This is a genomic window from Streptomyces sp. NPDC005774 (assembly GCF_042871645.1).
Taxonomy (GTDB): domain Bacteria; phylum Actinomycetota; class Actinomycetes; order Streptomycetales; family Streptomycetaceae; genus Streptomyces; species Streptomyces pratens.
The window spans coordinates 68,146-83,341 of sequence record NZ_JBIAIV010000028.1 but is presented as its reverse complement, the minus strand read 5'-3'; the positions used below and the strand labels follow the sequence as shown (position 1 = coordinate 83,341).

The following is a 15,196-nucleotide window of genomic DNA, read 5'->3' as shown; positions in this document are numbered from 1 at the left end:
CCCCCCGGCGGGGGGGGGCGCCCCCCCCCCCCCCGCCCCCCCGCCCCCCCCCCCCCCCCGGGGGGGGCGCGGGGCCCCCCCCCCCCCCCCCCCCCCCCCCCCCGGCCAGTCGTCACATGTGCCGTGTCACACCGAGAGGGCGAAGCCGCCCGTCACCCGCAGTGTCTCCCCGGTGATGAAGGACGACGGGGACGAGACCAAGTACAACAGCGCCTCGACGACGTCCCGCTCCTCACCCTCGCGACGCAGGATCTGCTCTCCCAGGACGCGCTCCGCCTCGGCGGGTGACAACTGGGCCCGGACGGCGTCCGTGAAGATCAAGCCGGGCGCGATCGCGTTGACGCGGATGCCGTCGGTGGCGAACTCGCGCGCGAACGACACCGTCAGGCCGCGTACGGCGAGCTTGGACACGCCGTACACCGTCCGGTTGGCGTAGGCCGCTGACGACGAGATGTTGACGATCGCGGCGCCGGGGCGTCCGCTCATGACCTTCCGTGCCGCGAGCGAGCAGATGACGACGCCCATGACGTTGACGTCGAACACCCGCCGGACGTTGGACAGACCCAGTTCCGCGAACGGTTTGTTGAACGCGGCGTGCAGACCCGCGTTGTTGACCAGTATGTCGAGGCCGCCGTGCCGTTCGGCCACCTCATCGATGACCGCGCCGACCGCGACCTCGTCGGCCACGTCGCAGGTCACCCCGGTGGCACTGGCGCCGAGTGCGGTGAGTTCCCCGGCGGCGGCCGTGGCCGCGTCGCCGTCGACGTCGGCCAGGACGACGTGTGCGCCGCGCAGGGACAGGGCGGTGCCGAACGCCTTGCCGAAGCCGCGACCGCCTCCTGTGATGAACGCGATCTTTCCCTCATGTTCGTTGTCCGGCATGGGGCCTCTCCCGTCGTCGCCGTGCGGATGGTCAGGGGACTTCCGGTCACCTGGGCGCGAACCGCTGGCCCGCGTCGAGGCGCAGGCACTGGCCGTTCAGCATGGGGTTGTCGATGACGGCGAGCGCGAGCTTGGCGTATTCCTCCGGGCGGCCCAGCCGCTTGGGGAAAGCGGCGTCCCTCACCAGGGCGGCCCGCGTCTCGGCGGGGATCTTCTGGGTCGCACCCGTCTCGAACAGGCTGGGCGCGATGGCGAGGACCCGGATGCCGAGCGAGCCGAGGTCACGCGCCATGGTGAGGGACATCCCGGCGATGGCGGCCTTCGCGGCCGAGTAGGCGACCTGGCCGACCTGTCCCTCGAAGGCGGCGATCGACGAGGTGTTGACGATGACGCCGCGTTCACCGGAGCCGCCCTCGGAATCCTCGGGTTCGTTACGGCTCATGTGCGAGGCTGCGAGCCGGCTGATGTTGAAAGTGGCCACGGTGTTGAGGTCGAGGACCCGGCGGAAGGTGTCCAGGTCGTGGGGGCCGCTCTTGCCCAGTGTGCGCTGCACACTTCCCCCGCCCGCGGTGGTGATACAGACATGCAGTCCGCCGAGGGATTCCACGGCGTCGGCAAGTGCCTTCCCGGTCGCTTCGAAGTCGGTGACGTCGACGGGATGGAAACGTCCGCCGAGCGCCGTGGCGACCTCGGCGCCGGCCGACGTGGGACGGTCGAGTACGGCGACGTCGGCGCCGCGGGCCGCGAGCAGTTCGACGCTGGCCCGGCCCATCCCGGACGCGCCGCCGAACACGACTGCCTTTTTGCCCCTGATCTCCATCGAATCCCCTTCCACTTGCACGCGCAGGCGCGCGAAACGCTCAGACGGACACGGGAGACTGCCGCAGCAGGGTGCACAGCCGGTCGCGGTGGACGCCGGCGTCGCCGTACAGGACGCTGTCGGCTTTGGCCCGGCGCAGGTAGAGGTGCAGGTCGTGCTCCCAGGTGAAGCCGATGCCGCCGTGCAACTGAAGCGCCTGGGCGGAGACTTCACTCGCGGTGTCCGATGTGTAGGCGGCGGCGGCGCAGGCCGACCGCGCGAAGTCGGTGCTGTCGGCGTCGGCTGCCATCGCCGCGTAGTAGGTGGCGGCACGGGCTCCGTGCACCAGCATCGCCATGTCCGCGCACGCGTGCTGCACGGCCTGGAAGGCGCCGATCGGCCGCCCGAACTGCACACGGGTCTTCGCGTGGGCGACGGTGAGTTCCAGCATGCGTTCCATCACCCCGAGAGCGTCGGCGCAGCGCAGTACCGCCGCGTCGTCGAGCAGTCGCTGGATCTCGGCGGACCCGCCGGCGAGCCGGCGGTCGGACGGGACGCGCACGCCGTCGAAACGGATCTCGTAGAACGCGCGGGTCGGATCGAGGACGTGCTGGCGGCGGACCGTCACGCCGGGGGCGTCGCGGTCGACGAGGAACGACACCGGGACGCCGTCGTGCCGTGCGGTGACGAGCAGCCAGTGGGCGCCGGCGGCATCCTGGACGGCGGTCTTGGTCCCGTCGAGGACGATCTCGTCCCCGTCGGTCCGGGCGGTGCTCCGGACGCCGTCGAGCGTCCACGGCGCGTGCGGTTCCGCGAAGGCCCACGTGGCCCACCGCGATCCTGCGGCGAGCACCGGCAGCGCCTTCGCCCTGAGGCCCGGCGACCCGGCGGAGGTGAGCGCCCTGCCGACGATCACGGTCGGCGGGAAGGGAACCCTTGCGAGCGCCCGCGCGGCCTCCTCGGCGACGAGCGCGAGCTCGACCAGCCCCTGGCCGGCACCGCCGTACTCCTCCGGCAGGGCCAGACCCGGCCAGCCCGACTCGGCGGCGAGCGCCCACACTTCGGGGGCGGCGTCAGCGCTGTCGACCCGGTCCGTCCACGCCCGCACACGCTCGATCGGCGCCCGGTCGGACAGCAGGTCGCGCGACGCCGCGCGCACCATGGCCTGCTCCTCGCTGAGCTCGAAGTTCACCCGTCACCACCTGGATCGACAGCACATCGGCTTCCATTAAAGGTATCCTCTATTGAGTCAAGGGTCGAGATCTTCTCGAATGTATCCCCGATCTGGACCGAGTTGAGTACTATCAATTCATGACTGACGCCGTTCTTCTCTCCGCGTGCCGCACCGCGATCGGGACCGCTCGAAGAGGAACCCTGCGCGGCATCAGTGCCTTCGATCTGGCCACCGTCGTGGTCCGTGAAGCCGCACTACGTTGCGGTCTGCCGCCCGAGGGGCTCGACGACGTCGTCCTCGGGGAGTCCCTGGCGGGCGGCGGCGACATCGCCCGGTACGCGGCACTCCAGGCCGGACTGACACATGTCCCGGGCCTGGCGCACAACCGCCACTGCGCCTCCGGACTGGCGAGTGTGGCGACCGCCGCGGCGAGCGTGCGTGCCGGCATGGACCGCGCGGTGATCGCGGGCGGGACGCAGTCGTCGTCGACGGCCCCGGTGGCAAGGCGGCGGATTCCCGGCACGGACGACTGGCAGGATCCCTGGATGTCACCCTCGCACGTCCCGACCCGCGCGGCACCCAACGACGACATGGCGATACTCGTGGGGTGGAACACGGCCCAGCGGGTCGGCATCTCCCGTGAGGAGATGGACGCCTGGGCGCTGCGGTCGCACGAACGGGCGGTCCGGGCGATCGACGAGGGCAGGTTCGCCGACGAGATCGTCCCGGTGAAGGTAACCGGTCGGGACGGGGCGGTCACGGTGTTCGACACCGACGAACACCCGCGGCGCGACACCGACATGGAAAAGCTGGCGGCGTTGAAGGTGCTGCACCCCGAGATCGAGGGCTTCTCCATCACGGCCGGGAACGCCAGCGGGGTGAACGACGGGTCGGCCGCGGTCGTCGTCGCCTCTTCGGAGGTCGCCGCCGCCCACGGGCTCACACCGCTCGCGACGGTACGGGCGTGGGCGAGCGTGGGTGTCGACCCCGTCGAGACGGGACTGGCGCCGGTCGCCGCCATTCGCAAGGCACTTGACCGGGCTGGCCTCGACATCGGCGACGTCGACGTGTTCGAGGTCAATGAGGCATTCGCCGCCGTGGCCGTGGCCGCCATCCGGCAGCTGGACCTCGACCCGGAGCGGGTCAACCCGTTCGGCAGCGGCTGCAGCCTCGGGCACCCGATCGCGACCACCGGCGCACGCATGGTCGTCACGCTGGCGCACGAGCTGCGCCGCCGCGGGGGAGGTACGGCGGTCGCGGCCATGTGCGCGGGTGGCGGCATGGGCTCGGCCGTGGTGCTGACGGCGTGAAGGGCCGTGATCGACGCGCGCGAGCCAAGTGATCGAACGGCCGCCTGATGGAGACCTGATGGAGAGAAGAGCCGAATGCCGAGGCGACGGAGGGTGATCGAGATCGTGAACCGTGAGCGAATTCCGGGTATACCGGCTTGTCGGCGTTCCAGGGAGGTCTCGTGACGAGTCTGTCGGGGCAGGGGCAGGGGCAGGGGCAGAGGCAGGGGTCGGTGCCGGTGCCGGTGACAGTGGACCTGCCGCTCGCGGGCCGGCGCGTGGTGGTGTCCGGGGCGGCCACCGGAATCGGCGCGGCGGCCGTGGCCTCTTTCCTGGCGGCCGGGGCCGACGTCGTCGGTCTGTTCCACCACACGCCTCCGCCGGACGAACTGAAGAGCCGCTGCGAGTGGTTGTCGTGCGACGCGCGTGACCGTCGTTCCGTCGACGCTGCCTTCGGGTCGGCCACGGAGATCCTGGGCGGACTCGACGTGCTGCTGCACGCGGCGGGCGTCTGGCTTCCGGGCACGCCGGACACGCTGTCCGAGGAAGATTTCGACTTCGTCCTCGATGCCAACCTGCGCACGACGGTACTCACCAACCAGGCGGCGTTCGAGCGTATGCGTGCGCAGGGCGGGCAGATCATCAATCTCGGATCGGGAGAGGGGGTTCGGGGGAACCCCCGGGCGCCGCACTACGCGGTGGCGAAAGCCGGTGTCCATGCGTGGACCAGGTCCGTGGCCGCGGCATGGGGAAGGTTCGGCGTGACGGTCAACGCCTTGGCGCCGGCGGTCGAGACGCCGGGCGCGGAACGGCTGCGGGAGCATCTGGGCCCGGACGGCGCCGCGGCGCTCGATGAGCACTTGCGGGCGACCATGCCCCTACGAGGTGAGCTCGGTGATCCGTACACGGACCTTGGGCCCGTCATGGTCTTCCTGGCCGGCACGGGGGCGCGTTTCATGACGGGTCAGCTGATCGCGGTCGATGGCGGCCTGCAGATGTTCGGCGCCTGATGTCCTGCCTCGGCTCCAGCAGCCATGACGCTCAGCCACAACGTGAACCGGCTCCAGGGGAGAGTGCGCAGTGAGAGCGATCGGGATCGAACACATCAGCCTTTTCGGTCTCTCGCCGGTCCTGGCGGTCCACCTCGCGGCAGACCTCGGCTGCCGGCACATCTCGGCCACGCTCTCGTCGTACGACCTTCCGTATCATCCCCCGGCCTCCCTCGTCGAAGATCCAGTGCTTCGGCGTGAGACGAATGCGGCGATGCGCGACCGTGGCGTCTCGATCTCGCTGGGTGAGGGCTTCCTGCTGCAGGCCGGGACCGACGTGCGCCGGACTCGCGCCCGGGGCATCCAGGTGATGGCCGAACTCGGCGTCACACGTATCAACACCGTCAGTTTCGACCCGGACCTCGCGCGTACCTTCGACCAGTTCGGGATCCTTGCCGAAATGGCGGCGGCGGCCGGGATGGAGACGACCGTGGAGTTCGCGCCCGGTCTGACGGTGGCTGATCTGCCGACGGCGCTCGCCGCGGTACGCCATGTCGCGCGTCCGGACTTCCGCTTGCTGATCGACACGATGCACCTGTGCCGCACCGGGGCCGGCGCGGCCGATGTCGCGGCGATCGATCCCGCCCTGATCGGCTACATCCAGTTGTCCGACGCGCCGCTCGAATCCCGTTACGACAGCTATATGGAGGAGGCGATGAACGAGCGGATGGTCCCTGGCACGGGTGAGCTGCCGCTTGTGGACGTACTCGCCGCGCTTCCACCGGACCGGGTGGTCGCACTTGAGGTTCCGCGCCGTTCGCAGATCGAATCCGGCGTCGGGCCCCATGACCGGATGCGTCCCTGCGTCGAGGCGGCCCGCTCCCTGCTCGCCCGGGCGGAAGCGCGCCGCTCGGCCTGGACCAGGCCGTAGCGGTGCTCCCCGGCTTCGACAATGCCGGCGGTCGCGGTGGATGACGGCTGGTGGGTGCTCCACCGGGTGACGCCGGGGCAGGGACCGGGCTGCCAAAGCGAAGTCGCCACGAACCGGGGCGCCGGTTCCGGTTCCGAAGTCTGTTGCCCACGCCGAGGACGGGGGATCCCGCCGGGACGCGCTCCGGTGCCTTGCGATCGTCTGGCGCACGCCCCCGGGTCAGGCCGTGGTGGCCTCGCCGAGATAGCGGCGCGACAACTCGCCCTCCGCCCGGTCCGCCTCGCCGGCCCAGGCGATCCGTCCGCGCTGGAGGACCAGGCAGTGGTCGGCGAAGGCGAGGGCGCGTCCGACGAACTGTTCGATCATGATCACGGCGACTCCGGCGGACCGGGCCCGGCGCAGGCTCTCGAACACGACGTCGACCATTTTGGGCGCGAGACCGAGGGACAACTCGTCGGCGACCACCAGCCGGGGGTCGGCCGTCAGGGCCCGTGCGAGGGACAGCATCTGCTGCTCGCCACCGGACAGGGTGCCCGCCGTCTGCCGTTGCCGCGCCGCCAGGACGGGAAAGACCTCCAGGGCCCGCTCGATGGCCGCCGCCCGCTGCCGTCTGCCGCACGCGGTGGCCATCCGCAGGTTCTCCGTGACGGTCAGGGTGGGAAACACACCTCTGCCCTCGGGAAGGTGTACGAGTCCGGCCCGGCGGATGTGCTCAGGTGCCTTTCCGGTGATGTCCCTGCCGTCGAGCCGGACCTGTCCGCCGGCCGGTCGCACCAGTCCCGACAAAGCTCTGGCCAGCGTGCTCTTTCCGGCTCCGTTGGGGCCGAGCACGGCGAGTGTGCTGTTCGGGAACACATCGAAGGACAGTCCCCGCAGGGACTGGGCGGTGCCGTAGCGGACGTCCAGGTCGCGCACGGCGAGCAGGGGAGACGCGGTGGTCATGCCGAAGTCCTTTCCTCGCCGGTGCCGGTACCGCGGCTGGAACCGGCACCGGAACGGGGGCCGGGGCCCGAGCCCTCGCCCGACTCGTGTTCCGCGCCCAGGTACGCGGCTCGCACGGCCGGGTCCGCGCGGACCTGGGCCGGGGTTCCCTCGCTGATCTTGACGCCGAAGTCCAGGACATGGACGACGTCGCTGAGTCCGAGCACGAGTTCCACATCGTGCTCGACGAGGAGCAGCGACACCCCTCGTTCGGCCACGACCCGGGTGAGTGTCGTCGCGAGTTCGTCGGTCTCGCGCGCGTCGAGCCCCGACGAGGGCTCGTCGAGCAGGAGAACATCCGGATCGACGGCCAGTGCACGCGCGATCTCCACCAGCCGGCTCGTTCCCAACGGCAGCCCCGGGACCGGTAGGTGCGCCTGCCCGCTCAGCCGCAGCGCGGCGAGGATCTCGTCGACGCGCCGGTCCTCGTCGGCGGCCGGGCGCCGGAAGCCACCGGCGGTGACCAGGTCCGTCCAGATCCGCCGCCGGGCGTGGCGGACCCGGTGGGCCAGTACCACGTGCTCCCGCACCGTCAGCCCGGGGAAGAGTTCCGGGTGCTGAAAGGTGCGGGCGAGACCACGTCTGGCCCGCACCTGGGCACTGACCCCGGTGACGTCCCGACCACCCATCAGGACCGCACCCGCGCTCGGTCCGAGCAGTCCGGACAGTACGGCGAACAGCGTGCTCTTGCCCGCGCCGTTGGGGCCCACCAGGCCCACGACGGAGGCCGGAGGGACCTGGAGGCCGACATCGTCGAGTGCGACGAGCCCGCCGAAGCGGACGGTCACCCCCGCGGCTTCGATACGCGGCGACGCCGTACCAGGACCCGTGTCCGTGCCCGTACTCGTGCGTGTGCTCGTACCGGTCATACCGGGTCTCCCTGGGGGATCGGTGACTCCTCGACGCTCCGGGGCGTCGTGTCGGCGGACGTACGCCTGGCCTGCCGCCACCGCTTCCAGTCCCGCACCTGCCGCGCGTGCATGGCGATGACGCCGTCGGGATTGCGGGCGAGCATGACCGCCCCGAGCCCGAACAGGATGACGGGCACCTCTGCCCACCGTATGGGCAGGTACGTCTGGAACACGCTGGGGAGCATGGCGTAGGCCAGCCCAGCGACCAGCGCGCCGATGACCGACCGGGCCCCCACGGTGACCAGGACCGCCAGCCAGACCAGCCCGGTGAAGGGATTGAACGCGTCGGGCAGCGCCGACTGGTAGCCGAGCGCGAGGAATCCGCCGCCGACCGCGGCGACGAAGGCGGCCACGGCGGAGACGAGCACCTTGGTCTGCAGAACGCTGAGGCCCAGCGTGCGCGAGCCGGTCCCGCTCCACCGGACGGCCGTCACGGCGAGCCCGGCGGTCGAGCGCCGCAGGTTCACGACGAACAGCCCGAGCACGGCGAACACCGCCAGCGAGAGCAGTGCGAAGGACGTGTTGTCCACCGCCCAGGCGGGGCGGGGCATGTAGATGCCCTGCCCGGTGTTGTAGAACCGGTCCCGCTGGAAGACCAGGTTCTGCGCGAGGAGGCCGAACGTCAGCGTGACCAGGGCGATGTACAGATTGCCGAGGCGGATGGTCAGTGACCCGAGCACCACGCCGACCGGCACCACGCACAATGCGCTCACCAGGACCGCGGTGAGCGGCGGCCACCCCGAGTTGGTCGTGAGGTCGGCGGCGAAGAGGGCACCGAGACCCGCGAACGTGATCTGGCACAGCCAGGTCATGCCGCCCTCTCCCGTCACGAGGGTGTACGACAGCAGCACGATCGCCAGAGCGATGCCCGTGCCGGTCAGGCCGGTCCAGAACTCGTCCAGGACGAAGGGGAGGACCGCGACCGCACCGAGGGTCACCAGGGGAGCGACGAGCCCGGCCGTCGGCCGTACCGGACCGGCGGCCCCCTCCGTCCGGACCGCACGGTCCAGTGCCCCGCCCGTCGTGATGTCGCCCGCCTGTCCGCGCAGCGCGTAGTACAGCAGGAAGACCAGCATGAACAGGAACGGGATGCTGGGGACGATCTGCGCCGACAACGCGCTCTGCGGGTCGAGGTAACGCTGGATCACGCTGGTGACGACCCCCATGGCGAGCGCGACCGTGACGGCCGCCGGGAGGCTGCGCAGGCGCGCCGCCACCACGGCCGCGAAGGCGGCGGCCATCAGGAACGTCATACCGTCCACCGTGAGTCCCGCGGTGGGCGCGACGAGCACGCCGGCCAGCCCGGCCAGCAGCGCGCTGAACGCCCACACTCCCAGCGAGACGCGGGTGGGGCTGACACCCGACATCGCGGTGAGGGCTTCGGAATCGACCAGCGCCCGGACTTTCAGGCCGACGTCGGTGTACCGCAGCAGTGCCGTGCCGACGACCAGGATCACGGCCAGAGCCGCGTACGTGATCACCTGGTTCATGTCGATCACCGCCCCGAACGGGCGGAAGACGGTGGGTGGCTGGGGCGCCAGGCCGGGAGCGGTGACATTCACCAGGTGTCCCAGCACCAGATTGACCAGTGGTGGCAGCGCGACGGACAGGCCGATCGTGGCGACGATCTTCACCAGAGGAGAGCGCCGCCGCAGGTGGTGGAAGAGCACCGCGTACAACGCGACGCCCAACGCCGGGCCGAACAGCCCGACCGCGACGACTGCCGAGAGCGGGAGCGGCCACCCCTGCTCGACCTGCAGGAAGTAGGAGAAGCGTGCGACGGCGAACGCCATGGCGCCGAAGGCGAAGTTGAACACCCCCGACGAGACGTACGTGACGACCAGCGAGGCCGCGGCGATCGCGTAGATGGCCCCGAGGGCCAGGCCGGCGACGACGTAGGAGAGCAACGGCGGCCTCCTGAGAGTTCGGATCCGGTGAGCGCGGATACGAAATAAAGTGCGCTCTTATTTTGGCGTCGTCAACCCTCGTAACAAGTATGCCCAGTTCAATGGCGCACATGTGCATCGATGGTTACGTCAACCGGTGACAAAGGATACTGAATATGCTCCACTGTGGCTCGCGTGGGGCTCTCGAGTGGCTCGCGTGTGGCTCTCGGACAGGAGGAACGCAGATGGGGAGAGTCGGTTCGATCGTGATCTGGGCGTGCGCCGCGACACTGGTGCTGGGCGCCTGCGGCAAAGGGGGTTCTGCCGGTGCGGGCGATACGGACGGGCCGGTCAAGGTGGGAGTCCTCACCTCGCTGAGCGGTGCGGCTGGGGCGCACTACGCCGGCACCGAAAGCGGAGTGAAGGCCCGCTTCGCCGCCTACGAGGCAGCCCACGGGACATGCGCCTCGCGTGGCTTCGACGTCGTCACGGCGGACGACCAGTCCACGCCACAGGGGGCGTTGACGGCGGCGCGGCGCCTGGTGCAGCAGGACCACGTGTACGCGGTGCTGCCCGTGAGCACGTACTTCTTCGGCGCCGGACAGTACGCCGGCGCCCAGGCCGGCGGCACGCCCTTCCTCGGGGGCGCCTTCGACGGCGGCGAGCAGTGGTTCGACCCCGACTACGACAACCTGTTCCCGGCGATGTCCGGCACCGACTACGACCGGGCCGCGACCACGCTGGGCTCGTACTGGAAGAAACTCGGTGGATCGAAGGTCGCCGTGGTCGCCTACACGACCCCGAGTTCGGCCAAGGCGGCCGAAGGAGCGGCGGTGTCGGCGGAGCACGCCGGGCTGGCGCGCGGCTATGTCAACGAGCGTGTCCCGTTCGGGAGCACCGATGTCGGACCCCTTGTGCTGGGTATCAAGAAGTCCGGCGCCGACGTGCTGTACGCACCGGTGATCCCCGAGACCGCCTTCGCCCTCGCGACCGGTCTGCGCCGGGCCGGGGTCGAGATGAAGTCGATCCTGCTGGCCACCGGGTACGGAGCGGATCTGCTGGAATCGCCGCCGACGATCCGGGCGGCACAGGGCGTGGGCTTCATGACGTCCTACACACCCGTCGAGCGGGACACCGAAGCGGCCCGTACCTGGTCGGCGGCGCTGAAGAAGTACGCGAAGTCCGAGTCCGGGATGCCGTCGTTCTCCCAGGCGGCCGGCTGGATCAGCGCCGACCTGCTCCTGCACGGACTGGAGAAGGCGGGCTGCGGGGCGAGCCAGAAGCAGCTGACGACCGCCCTGCGGGCCGACCGGACCTGGACCGCCGGCGGTCTGTTCGCCCAGCCGGCCGACTTCCGGAACAAGGGAACGTACTCGGTCGGCGGCCCCGGCGACTGTACGTTCATCTCCATCCTGCGCGGTGAGAAGTTCGTGCCCGACCCGAACGGCTCGCCGGCCTGCGGTGAGCAGATCCCAGGTGTGAAGGTCAGCCCCAAGTAGGGGTGAACCCCTCGCAGTCGGTCCGGGCGGCACCGGTCAGCGTGCCGCCCAGCTGATGCTCTTGGTCTGCAGGTACTCGTCGAGCCCGAACGCGCCCCACTCCCGGCCCAGTCCGCTCTGCTTGTACCCGCCGAACGCGGAGCGCGGGTTCACCCCCGCGCTCCCGCCGTTGATCGTGACCCCGCCGGTGCGGATCCGGGTGGCCATGTCGTACGCCGCCACCGTGTCGGCACTCCAGACGGCGCCGGAGAGGCCGTACGGGCTGTCGTTGGCGATCCGCACCGCCTCCTCGTCGGCGCGGAACGGGATGACCACGCCGACCGGCCCGAAGAACTCCGTCCGCGCGATCGTCATCGCGTTGTCGACGTCGGCGAAGAGCGTCGGCTCGACGAAGTGGCCCCGGTCGAGTCCGGCCGGACGTCCGCCACCGCACACGAGACGAGCCCCTTCCTCCTCGCCCGCGCGGATCAGTTTCTCCACCTTGTCGCGCTGGGCCCCGCTGATCAGCGGGCCCATCGTCGTGGCCTCGTCCGCGGGATCGCCGACCCTGATCACGGCGAGGGCGGTGCACAGCCGCTCGACGAACTCGTCGTGCACGGACTCGTGGACGATCGTGCGGGTCAGCAGCGAACAGCCCTGCCCGGCATGGGTGGTGATGCCCGTGAACGCCGAGCGGACCGCCCCGTCGAGGTCACCGTCCGCACGGACGATGTTCGCGGACTTCCCGCCCAGTTCGAGGACGACCTTCTTCAGGGAGTCCGCGGCCTGGGTGTGCACCATGCGCCCGACCGCGTCCGACCCGGTGAAGCTCACGAGATCCACCATGGGGTGGGTAGTGAGCTCCCGGCCGGCCTCGGTGTCACCGGTCACGATGTTCAGCACACCGGGCGGCAGCCCGGCGGCGTCCGCGAAGTCACCTATGAGCAGGGACTCCAGCGGCGTCGCGGGTGCCGGTTTCAGTACGGCGGTACAGCCCGCCGCGAGCGCGGGGATCACCTTCATCATGCTGAGGAAGAACGGGAAGTTGTAGGCCGGGATCAGGGCGCACACCCCGAATCCCTCGCGGCGCAGCACCCCTTGGGATATGCCGATACCCGGGGCGACCGTGGGATCCATCGGCCGCTCCCAGGCGAAGGAGGGGACCACCCGCTCGGCCATGTCGCGCAGGTGCGCGAGCGGGACCCGCGTCTGCAGGCTCTCCGCGAGCGACCGCACCGATCCGGCCTCGGCCATGTTCACGGCCACGAGCTCGGGCAGGCGGCGCTCCACCTCCTCGGCCAGCCGCAGGAGCACCGCTGCCCGCTCGGCGGGCCTCATCCGCGGCCACGGCCCCTCGTCGAAGGCGCGGCGCGCCGCGGCGATCGCGCGCCGTACGTCCGCGAGCGAGGACTGCGGGACCTCCGCGACGGTCTCCTCCGTCGCCGGGTTGCGTACGACGACGGGCTCGTCCGACCCGCCGTCGGTGCGCCGCCCGTCGATGTACAGCCGCGTGGAGAACGCGTACGGCGTGGGCATGTCCGTCTCCTTACTGTCCGGGCTGTCCTTACTGACCGGCGGCCTCGGGGGCCTGTCCGGGCAGGGCGTCGATCAGTGCGAAACTGGCACGTGCGTAGGCGGCACGGCGCTTGCGGCCGACCAGGAAGGTGGGCGGCGCGAGGTATCCGATGTCGCGGGGCAGGGCGTCGGCGCGCGCGTGCAGGGCGGAGCGTGCCTCGGCGGTGGTTCCGCAGACCGCGATCGCCGTGACCATCTCGTCGGTGACGGCCCTGGCCATGCCGTCGGTGTCCCCGGCGTGGAAGGCCGCCCGCAGCCGCTCGACCGGACCTTCCCAGCCGTGGTGCGCGACGAAGGGGTCGTACGTCCTGACGGTGAGGTAGAAGGCGATCATGCGGCGGGCGTCCGCGACGGCGCGTTCGGGGGCGGCGTCGTCGACGGCCGTGATGATCCAGCCGTGTTCGAGGAGGCGCGGCCGGGTGCCCGCTCCGTTGTCGACGGCAGGCCGTACGACGTCGTTCCACCAGGAGCGGGTGAACAGCCCGTGCCCGATGACGCCATCGGCGACGCGGCCCGCGGTGCGGGCCATGCCCGCGTTGAACGTGGCGAGCAGCACGGGGATGTCGAGCCGGCCCAGTACCGGGGCGCGGACGTCGGCGTCGATCGAGTGGAATTCCCCGTCGTGGCGGACCTTCTCGCCGTTCTCCGCGTGCAGCCAGGCCCGGACGGCCTCCACGGTGTCGGCGATCCGGGCCACGGGCCGTTCGGGGGGTACGCCGAGCCAGTCGCGGTTGATGCGGAACGCGGCGCTGCCGAGGCCGAGGAACAGTCGGCCCGGCGCTTTGGCGTGCAGTTGCCGCAGGGCTGTGGCGTGTGCGTAGGGGGTCCGCGAGAACGCGTAGGCGATGGCGGGGCCGACCAGGGCGTTCTCGGTGTTGGCGACGATCTCCGCCAGGGTGACGTAGGCGTCGTGGTCGGCGAACTCCGCGGCGCAGAAGGCGCTCACGCCGGCCTCCTCGGCCTCGCGCGCGACCTCGGTACCCGGCCATGGCATGCCGAACCGCATACGATCCTCCCTGGGTTAGAAAAGTACCCTCTTTTTGTTCCGACTTGAGAGATCTCAGCGCAGTGTCCACTGGTCCCGGGGCACCGACGAGCGGTCGACCCCGGCCGTGCCGACGGGGTTGCCGAGCTGGGTGTAGGACAGGCCGGTGCGCAGGGCCTGGGTGCGGGTCGCGTCCAGCGACTCCCAGATCGCCCGGACCGTGCCCTGGATCGCGGCGGGCGGTTTGGCGGCGATGATCCGGGCGATGCCGTCGGCGCGCTCCCACAGCAGATCACGCGGCAGCACCTCGCTGACCAGGCCGATCTGCAGGGCGCGTGCGGCCGACACACGCTCGTCCAGGCCGAGCAGTGCGATGCGCAGCGTCTCGCCGAGCGGGATGCGCCGGGCCAGGCCGATCGGCTCCAGCGCCGCCGTGAGTCCGTAGCTGACGTGCGGGTCGAAGAACGTGGCATCCTCGGAACAGACCACGATGTCCGCCTCGTTGAGCCAGTAGAAAGCGCCGCCGGCGGCCATGCCGTGCACCGCGCACACCAGCGGTTTCCACACCTGGTTGAGCTTGGGCGACAGGTGCTCCCCGGGGTCCGTCCGCGACCAGATGTTGGGGTGCCGGTCGATCCCCTCCTTCACGTCCATCCCGGTGCTGAACGCACGGTCGCCCGCTCCGCGCAGGACGACGACGTGCACGTCGTCGTCCTGCTTGACGGTGCGCCAGATCAGGGCGAAGTCGGCCAGCATCTCCTGGGTGAAGCTGTTCATGGCATGGGGCCGGTTCAGGGTGACGGTGGCGACGTGATCGGTCACCCCGTAGAGGACGGTCGTGAGGTCCATCGGGACAACGTAGGCGCATCGACGCACGTGTCGTTCCCCGCGGCCCACTCACCGGGACCGGTCCGGTGTCCTCTCGACCTGATCGAGCAAAGCCGTATACTCTTTTCCTGCCGAGACGGCACCCCGAGAGCCGCGGAGGAAGCTGTGACGAAGCCACGCGTGGGGCAGACACTCATCAGCACGGTCGACACGACGACGGTGGTCGTCGTGCGCGCTCCGGCGGACGACCTGGAGATCACCTGCGGCGGAGCGGTGATGACCGAGCCCGGCGAGCTGGAGGCTGCCACCACCGGTACCCCCGACCCCGAGCAGATGGGCGGGTCGCAGCTCGGCAAGCGCTATGCCGAGGAAGGGTTCGGTGTGGAAGTGCTGTGCACGAAGGCGGGAGAGGGAAGCCTGGCGGTGAACGGGGTCCCGTTGTCGCTCAAGGGCCCCAAACCGCTGCCTGCTTCGGACTGAGGAAGGGA

14 protein-coding genes are annotated in these 15,196 nt (G+C 70.6%); 5 read left to right on the top strand and 9 right to left on the bottom strand.

The genetic code is table 11. The annotated features are described in order from the left end of the window. Nucleotides 1-126: 126 nt before the first annotated feature. Genes ACFYQA_RS24150 through ACFYQA_RS24140 form a run of 3 tightly spaced genes read right to left on the bottom strand, consistent with a single transcriptional unit; the run spans nt 127 to nt 2,873 of the window. A complete protein-coding gene (locus ACFYQA_RS24150; protein ID WP_388921435.1) occupies nt 127-882 on the bottom strand; it encodes an SDR family NAD(P)-dependent oxidoreductase in 756 nt (251 codons plus the stop codon). A gap of 46 nt (nt 883-928) precedes the next feature. After that, the gene (locus ACFYQA_RS24145) at nt 929-1,702 is read right to left on the bottom strand and encodes an SDR family NAD(P)-dependent oxidoreductase (RefSeq protein WP_388921432.1); all 774 of its coding nucleotides are present in this window, start codon (nt 1,700-1,702) and stop codon (nt 929-931) included. 40 nt (nt 1,703-1,742) lie between these two features. Further along, nucleotides 1,743-2,873, bottom strand: a complete 1,131-nt coding sequence (locus ACFYQA_RS24140; protein ID WP_388921429.1) for an acyl-CoA dehydrogenase family protein — start codon at nt 2,871-2,873, stop codon at nt 1,743-1,745. A gap of 119 nt (nt 2,874-2,992) precedes the next feature. Between ACFYQA_RS24140 and ACFYQA_RS24135 the strand changes: the two genes are divergently transcribed. From ACFYQA_RS24135 to ACFYQA_RS24125, 3 genes are all read left to right on the top strand, one after another. Continuing rightward, a complete protein-coding gene (locus tag ACFYQA_RS24135; protein ID WP_388921426.1) occupies nt 2,993-4,165 on the top strand; it encodes a thiolase family protein in 1,173 nt (390 codons plus the stop codon). A gap of 230 nt (nt 4,166-4,395) precedes the next feature. Continuing rightward, nucleotides 4,396-5,154, top strand: a complete 759-nt coding sequence (locus tag ACFYQA_RS24130; protein ID WP_388921423.1) for an SDR family NAD(P)-dependent oxidoreductase — start codon at nt 4,396-4,398, stop codon at nt 5,152-5,154. A 70-nt stretch (nt 5,155-5,224) separates the two neighbouring features. Then, a complete protein-coding gene (locus ACFYQA_RS24125) occupies nt 5,225-6,064 on the top strand; it encodes a sugar phosphate isomerase/epimerase family protein (protein ID WP_388921420.1) in 840 nt (279 codons plus the stop codon). A 219-nt stretch (nt 6,065-6,283) separates the two neighbouring features. Here the strand turns inward: ACFYQA_RS24125 and ACFYQA_RS24120 are convergent, their stop codons facing one another. From ACFYQA_RS24120 to ACFYQA_RS24110, 3 genes are read right to left on the bottom strand one after another with little or no spacing between them, the layout of a single operon-like run. Next, nucleotides 6,284-7,006, bottom strand: a complete 723-nt coding sequence (locus ACFYQA_RS24120) for an ABC transporter ATP-binding protein (RefSeq protein ID WP_388921417.1) — start codon at nt 7,004-7,006, stop codon at nt 6,284-6,286. Continuing rightward, on the bottom strand, nt 7,003-7,914 hold the full coding sequence (locus ACFYQA_RS24115) for an ABC transporter ATP-binding protein (RefSeq protein ID WP_388921414.1): 912 nt from the start codon (nt 7,912-7,914) through the stop codon (nt 7,003-7,005). Before ACFYQA_RS24115 ends, ACFYQA_RS24120 begins: the two co-directional genes overlap by 4 nt. Then, nucleotides 7,911-9,863 (bottom strand): ABC transporter permease, encoded by a 1,953-nt coding sequence (locus tag ACFYQA_RS24110; protein WP_388921411.1) that lies wholly within the window; start codon nt 9,861-9,863, stop codon nt 7,911-7,913. Before ACFYQA_RS24110 ends, ACFYQA_RS24115 begins: the two co-directional genes overlap by 4 nt. A gap of 224 nt (nt 9,864-10,087) precedes the next feature. Here ACFYQA_RS24110 and ACFYQA_RS24105 point away from each other — a divergent pair, with 224 nt between their 5' ends. Then, entirely contained in the window at nt 10,088-11,341 is a 1,254-nt protein-coding gene (locus ACFYQA_RS24105) for an ABC transporter substrate-binding protein (RefSeq protein WP_388921408.1), read from the top strand. Between the two features lie 36 nt (nt 11,342-11,377). Here ACFYQA_RS24105 and ACFYQA_RS24100 read toward each other — a convergent pair whose 3' ends face one another. From ACFYQA_RS24100 to ACFYQA_RS24090, 3 genes are all read right to left on the bottom strand, one after another. After that, the gene (locus ACFYQA_RS24100; RefSeq protein WP_388921405.1) at nt 11,378-12,856 is read right to left on the bottom strand and encodes an aldehyde dehydrogenase family protein; all 1,479 of its coding nucleotides are present in this window, start codon (nt 12,854-12,856) and stop codon (nt 11,378-11,380) included. A 28-nt stretch (nt 12,857-12,884) separates the two neighbouring features. Beyond that, nucleotides 12,885-13,889 (bottom strand): LLM class flavin-dependent oxidoreductase, encoded by a 1,005-nt coding sequence (locus ACFYQA_RS24095; RefSeq protein ID WP_388921403.1) that lies wholly within the window; start codon nt 13,887-13,889, stop codon nt 12,885-12,887. A 66-nt stretch (nt 13,890-13,955) separates the two neighbouring features. Next, nucleotides 13,956-14,729, bottom strand: coding sequence for an enoyl-CoA hydratase/isomerase family protein (locus tag ACFYQA_RS24090; protein ID WP_388921400.1), 774 nt, complete (start codon nt 14,727-14,729; stop codon nt 13,956-13,958). A 144-nt stretch (nt 14,730-14,873) separates the two neighbouring features. Between ACFYQA_RS24090 and ACFYQA_RS24085 the strand changes: the two genes are divergently transcribed. Beyond that, complete coding sequence (locus ACFYQA_RS24085) at nt 14,874-15,188, top strand: hypothetical protein (protein WP_388921397.1); 315 nt, start codon at nt 14,874-14,876, stop codon at nt 15,186-15,188. Nucleotides 15,189-15,196 lie beyond the last annotated feature (8 nt).